5 protein-coding genes are annotated in these 5,313 nt (G+C 64.6%); all 5 read left to right on the top strand.

Translation table 11 applies throughout. The features are described from left to right. Positions 1-1,573 (top strand): biotin/lipoyl-containing protein (locus RMN84_RS11460; protein WP_309612297.1); only part of this gene is annotated, 1,573 nt, incomplete at its 5' end. Between the two features lie 24 nt (positions 1,574-1,597). Next, positions 1,598-2,812 carry a hypothetical protein gene (locus RMN84_RS11455; protein WP_309612296.1) on the top strand — a complete coding sequence of 405 codons (1,215 nt, stop codon included), beginning with the start codon at positions 1,598-1,600 and terminating at the stop codon, positions 2,810-2,812. A gap of 115 nt (positions 2,813-2,927) precedes the next feature. After that, on the top strand, positions 2,928-4,037 hold the full coding sequence (locus RMN84_RS11450; RefSeq protein ID WP_309612295.1) for an S-(hydroxymethyl)glutathione dehydrogenase/class III alcohol dehydrogenase: 1,110 nt from the start codon (positions 2,928-2,930) through the stop codon (positions 4,035-4,037). 11 nt (positions 4,038-4,048) lie between these two features. Next, entirely contained in the window at positions 4,049-4,438 is a 390-nt protein-coding gene (locus tag RMN84_RS11445) for a VOC family protein (RefSeq protein WP_309612294.1), read from the top strand. A gap of 2 nt (positions 4,439-4,440) precedes the next feature. Beyond that, the gene (gene fghA / locus RMN84_RS11440) at positions 4,441-5,277 is read left to right on the top strand and encodes an S-formylglutathione hydrolase (RefSeq protein ID WP_309612298.1); all 837 of its coding nucleotides are present in this window, start codon (positions 4,441-4,443) and stop codon (positions 5,275-5,277) included. Positions 5,278-5,313 lie beyond the last annotated feature (36 nt).

The raw sequence follows: 5,313 nt of genomic DNA, 5'->3' as shown, positions 1-5,313 counted from the left end.
CAGGATCGCGGGGGAGATCGGCTATCCGGTGATGATGAAGGCCTCGGCCGGGGGCGGCGGCAAGGGCATGCGGCTGGCGTGGAACGAGACCGATGTCCGCGACGGGTTCGAGGCGACCAAGCGCGAGGGGCTGGCGAGCTTCGGCGACGATCGCGTGTTCATCGAAAAGTTCATCGAGCAGCCGCGCCATATCGAAATCCAGCTCATCGGCGACCAGCACGGCAATATCATCTATCTGAACGAGCGCGAATGCTCGATCCAGCGGCGCCACCAGAAGGTGATCGAGGAAGCGCCGTCGCCGTTCGTGACGCCCGAGATGCGCAAGAAGATGGGCGAGCAGGCGGTCGCGCTGGCGCGGGCTGTGGGTTACTACTCCGCAGGGACGGTTGAGCTGATCGTTGCGGGCAATGATCCGACCGGGGATGGCTTCTATTTCCTCGAGATGAATACGCGGCTGCAGGTCGAGCATCCGGTGACCGAGGAGATTACCGGGCTGGACCTGGTCGAGCAGATGATCCGGGTCGCGGCGGGGGAGCCGCTGGGGTTCACGCAGGACGAGGTGAAGCTCGACGGCTGGGCGATGGAGAGCCGGGTCTATGCCGAGGATCCTTATCGCGGGTTCCTGCCGAGTACGGGGCGGCTGGTGCGGTATCGACCGCCACAGCCCTCGTCCGACGGGGTACGTGTCCGCATCGATGATGGGGTCGTCGAGGGCGGTGAGGTCAGCATATTCTATGATCCGATGATCGCCAAGCTCGTCACCTGGGGGCCAACGAGAATCGAAGCGATCGACGCGCAGGTGTCCGCGCTCGACGCGTTCGAGATCGACGGGAGCGGCGACAATATCGATTTCCTGTCGGCGCTGATGCAGCACCCGCGCTTCCGCTCGGGCAACATCACGACGGGGTTCATCGCCGAAGAATATCCCGACGGCTTCCACGGCGCGCCGGCGAGCGAGGAATTGCTCGAGGACCTGGCCGCGATCGCCGGGCTGGTCGCCGCCGCGAACGAAACGCGCGCGGCGTTGATCGACGGGCAGCTTGGCGGGCCGGTCTATCCCAGCGGCGACTATGTCGTGCGGATTTCGGGGACCGAATATGCCGTTGCAGTCGAACCCTATGATGGCGGGCTACTGGTCAGTGTCGACGGCGAGGAGGAGGTCGATGTCGTCGCCGACTATGTGCCGGGCCAGCGGCTGCTGATCGCCGACATCGACGAGCGACGGCGGATCGTGCGGATCGCGAAGGAGGGGCGTGGGTGGTGCTTCCAGACGCTGGGCGCGAAGCACCATGTCGAGGTGATGGCGCCGCACGTCGCCGACCTCACCCGCCACATGATCGAGAAGGTCGCGCCCGACATGTCGCGCTTCCTGCTCGCGCCGATGCCGGGGCTGCTGACGCAGCTGGAGGTCAAGCCCGGCGACACGGTCGAGGCGGGGCAGGCGATCGCCGTGATCGAGGCGATGAAGATGGAAAATATCCTGCGCGCGACCAAGACGACGACGGTCAAGGCGACACCGGCGAGCGCGGGGCAGAGCCTGGCGGTGGACGAGGTGATCGTCGAGTTCGACTAGCAACGAAGATTGGGGGGACGAGCAATGCTGCGATCGTTGATGCTGCTGGTGATCGCACTGGCGCTGGCGGCGGCAACACCGCCTCCGGGCCATTATCTGTTCGTGTTCAGCGGTGACCAGGCGGGTAAGGGCAAGGATTTCCTTGCCGTGTTCGACGCCGACCCGGCCTCGCCCGGCTATGGCAAGTTGCTGACGAGTGTCGTGACCGACCAGACCAGCATCCGTCCGCACCACACCGAATATGAGATGCCGGCGAGCGGCATGCTGTTCGCCAACGACCATGACGCCAACCGCAGCTTCATCTTCGATCTGCGTGAGCCGCTTCATCCCATCGTGGCAACGTCGTTCACCGACATGGCCGGCTTCTCCATGCCGCACAGCTTCCTGCGGCTGCCCAACGGCCATGTGCTGGCCAGCTTCCAGCAGCTTGGGTCAGGGATGGCGATGGCCGGGATGCCGGGCATGATGGGCAAAAAGCTGAGCGGCGGGCTGGTCGAGATCGACGACGCCGGCAAGGTCTTGCGCGCGGTCGGAAATGCCGATCCGGCGCATCCGGAGTGGCCGTTGCTGCCCTATTCGCTCGCCGTACTGCCCCACATCGACCGGGTGCTGGTGACCAATTCGCCGATGCAGGACGATTATCTGCTGCAGAGTGTGACCTATCAGCTGTTCCGCCTGTCGGACCTCAAGCTGCTCGGCACCTACCAGCTCGATCCGGGGCCGTCGCTCAGTGGGCATGTCGATCCGGAGGAGGCGCGGATCGGACCCGACGGCGCGGCCTATATCCAGACGCTGAGCTGCGGGCTGCAGCGGGTGACGGGCATGGCGACGCCGCACCCCGTGGCCGTGATGGTCCACCAGTTTCCCGGCTCCTATTGCGGTGTTCCGACCATAGGGGACCATTATCTGGTGCAGTCGGTCGAGGGCATCGGCGGGTTCATCGTGCTCGACATCGCCATTGGCACGAAGCCGGTGGAGGTGTCCCGACTGACGATCGGTCCCGGCTATCGCTCGCACTGGACGGCGTGGGATCGCGCGACCGGGCGGGTGGTGGTGACGTCGGGCAAGGCCGGCGACCGGATGTATCTGCTCAGGCTCGATCCAAAGACCGGCGCGCTGACTATCGACGACAAGTTTCGCGATGGCGACGGTAAGCCCGGCTTCAGCTTCGCGAGTCGCGCCTGGCCGCACGGCTGGTCCGGCGAGGGCAAGCCGCACGGCGCTGTGTTTTCACGCTAGCGAGGAACGGAACTCGGTCGCCAGTCGGTCATGGACGGATCAATTTTTTGCGGGCTGCGGGCGCTTGGCCGAGCGTCGTGGACGTGGCAGGGGCGGACGAAAGGAGATGCCGCCCATGAAAACCCGCGCCGCCGTTGCGTTCGAAGCCAAGCAGCCGCTCGAGATCGTCGAGCTTGACCTGGAAGGCCCGAAGGCCGGCGAAGTGCTGGTCGAGATCATGGCGACGGGGATCTGCCACACCGACGCCTATACGCTCGACGGGCTCGACAGCGAGGGGATCTTCCCGAGCGTGCTGGGTCATGAAGGCGCGGGAATCGTGCGCGAGATTGGCGCTGGCGTGACGTCGGTCGCGGTCGGCGACCATGTCATCCCGCTCTACACCCCCGAATGCCGCCAGTGTAAGTCGTGCCTCTCCAGCAAGACCAACCTGTGCACTGCCATCCGCGCCACCCAAGGCAAGGGGGTGATGCCCGACGGGACCAGCCGCTTCTCCTACAAGGGGCAAACGATCTTCCATTACATGGGCTGCTCGACCTTTTCTAACTTCACGGTTTTGCCTGAGATTGCCGTTGCGAAGATCCGCACCGATGCGCCGTTCAAGACGAGCTGCTACATCGGGTGCGGCGTGACAACCGGGGTCGGCGCGGTGGTCAACACCGCCAAGGTCCAGGTCGGCGATAATGTCATCGTCTTCGGGCTCGGCGGGATCGGCCTCAACGTGCTGCAGGGCGCGCGGATGGCGGGCGCGGGGATGATCGTGGGGGTCGACATCAACCCGGCGCGCGAGGAATGGGGCAAGCGCTTCGGGATGACCCATTTCGTCAATCCGAAAAAGGTCGAGGGCGACATCATCGCGCACCTCGTCGCGCTGACCGATGGTGGGGCGGACTATACGTTCGATTGCACCGGCAACACGACGGTGATGCGCCAGGCGCTGGAGGCGTGCCATCGCGGGTGGGGGACGTCGATTATCATTGGCGTGGCCGAGGCGGGCAGGGAAATCTCGACGCGCCCGTTCCAGCTCGTTACCGGCCGCAACTGGCGCGGGACCGCATTCGGCGGGGCGAAGGGACGAACCGACGTGCCCAAAATCGTCGACTGGTATATGAACGGCAAGATCGAGATCGACCCGATGATCACCCACGTGCTCAAGCTGGAGGAGATCAATCAGGGGTTCGACCTGATGCACGCCGGGGAAAGCATCCGCTCGGTCGTCGTTTTTTAAGGAGAGAGAGAATGTATAGTCACATGATGGTCGGATCGAACGATATCCAGCGTTCGAAGACATTCTACGATGCTATTTTTAAGGCAGCCGGCGGCACGGAAGGCATGATCGATGCGAAAGGCCGCCTCATCTATGCCAAGGACGGCTCGATGTTCCTCGTCACGCCGCCGATCGACGGGCAGCCGGCGACCGGCGGAAACGGCATGACGATCGGCTTCGCGGTAACCGGGCCGGAGCAGGCCCATGCCTGGCACGAAGCAGGCATCGCCGCCGGTGGTAAGGCGATCGAGGACCCGCCGGGTAAGCGCAGCGGTAGCGGCATGAACCTGTATCTTGCCTATCTGCGCGATCCTGACGGCAACAAGCTGTGTGCACTGCATCGGTTGCCGGCCGACGCGTGACGATCGAGATCGTCTCGGAAGCGCGCAGCCACGGCGGAACGCAGGGCGTCTTTCGCCATGACAGCGCGGCAACAGGCACGAGCATGACCTTTTCGGCGTTCCTCCCCGACCATGCGCCGGGGACGAAGCTGCCGATCCTGTGGTATCTCTCGGGGCTGACCTGCACCCATGCCAATGTCACCGACAAGGGCGAATATCGCGCGGCGTGTGGCGACGCCGGGATCATCTTCATCGCGCCGGACACCAGCCCGCGCGGCGAGGATGTGCCCGACGATCCCGAGAAGGCATGGGACTTCGGGCTCGGCGCGGGCTTTTATGTCGATGCGACCGAGGCGCCGTGGTCGCGCAATTACCGCATGTGGTCTTACGTCACCGGGGAATTGCCGGCACTGATCGCGGCGGCGTTGCCGGTCGACATGGCGCGGCAGGGAATCACCGGCCATTCAATGGGCGGTCATGGTGCGCTGACGGTCGCCCTGCGCCATCCCGAGCGGTTCCGCAGCGTCTCGGCATTTGCGCCGATCGTTGCCCCGGGGCAGGTGCCGTGGGGCGAGAAGGCGCTCGGGCGCTACCTCGGGGACGACCGCGCTGCGTGGCGGGCGCATGACGCCGTGGCGCTGATCGAGGATGGTGCGCGGGTGCCCGAGCTGCTGATCGATATCGGGGAGTCCGATCCGTTCTTCGAGCGTGAGCTGAAGCCCGAGTTGCTGGAAACAGCGTGCAGCGACACCGGCATTGCGCTGACCCTGCGTCGGCACGCAGGCTATGATCACAGCTATTATTTCATTTCCACCTTCATGGCCGACCACCTCCGCTGGCATGCAGAGCGGCTGAGCTAGAAAGACCAACAAATGCCCGATTCCAAACCCTTGATT

Origin of the sequence: Sphingomonas sp. (genome assembly GCF_031380695.1) — a bacterium.
In the GTDB taxonomy this organism is placed as follows: domain Bacteria; phylum Pseudomonadota; class Alphaproteobacteria; order Sphingomonadales; family Sphingomonadaceae; genus Sphingomicrobium.
The sequence above is the reverse complement of the archived record's forward strand: the minus strand, read 5'-3'. Positions and strand labels throughout refer to the sequence as shown.

Coding starts and splice junctions, on each gene's coding strand:
- RMN84_RS11455 (WP_309612296.1), top strand. CDS start 1,598: ATGCTGCGATCGTTGATGCTGCTGGTGATCGCACTGGCGCTGGCGGCG.
- RMN84_RS11450 (WP_309612295.1), top strand. CDS start 2,928: ATGAAAACCCGCGCCGCCGTTGCGTTCGAAGCCAAGCAGCCGCTCGAG.
- RMN84_RS11445 (WP_309612294.1), top strand. CDS start 4,049: ATGTATAGTCACATGATGGTCGGATCGAACGATATCCAGCGTTCGAAG.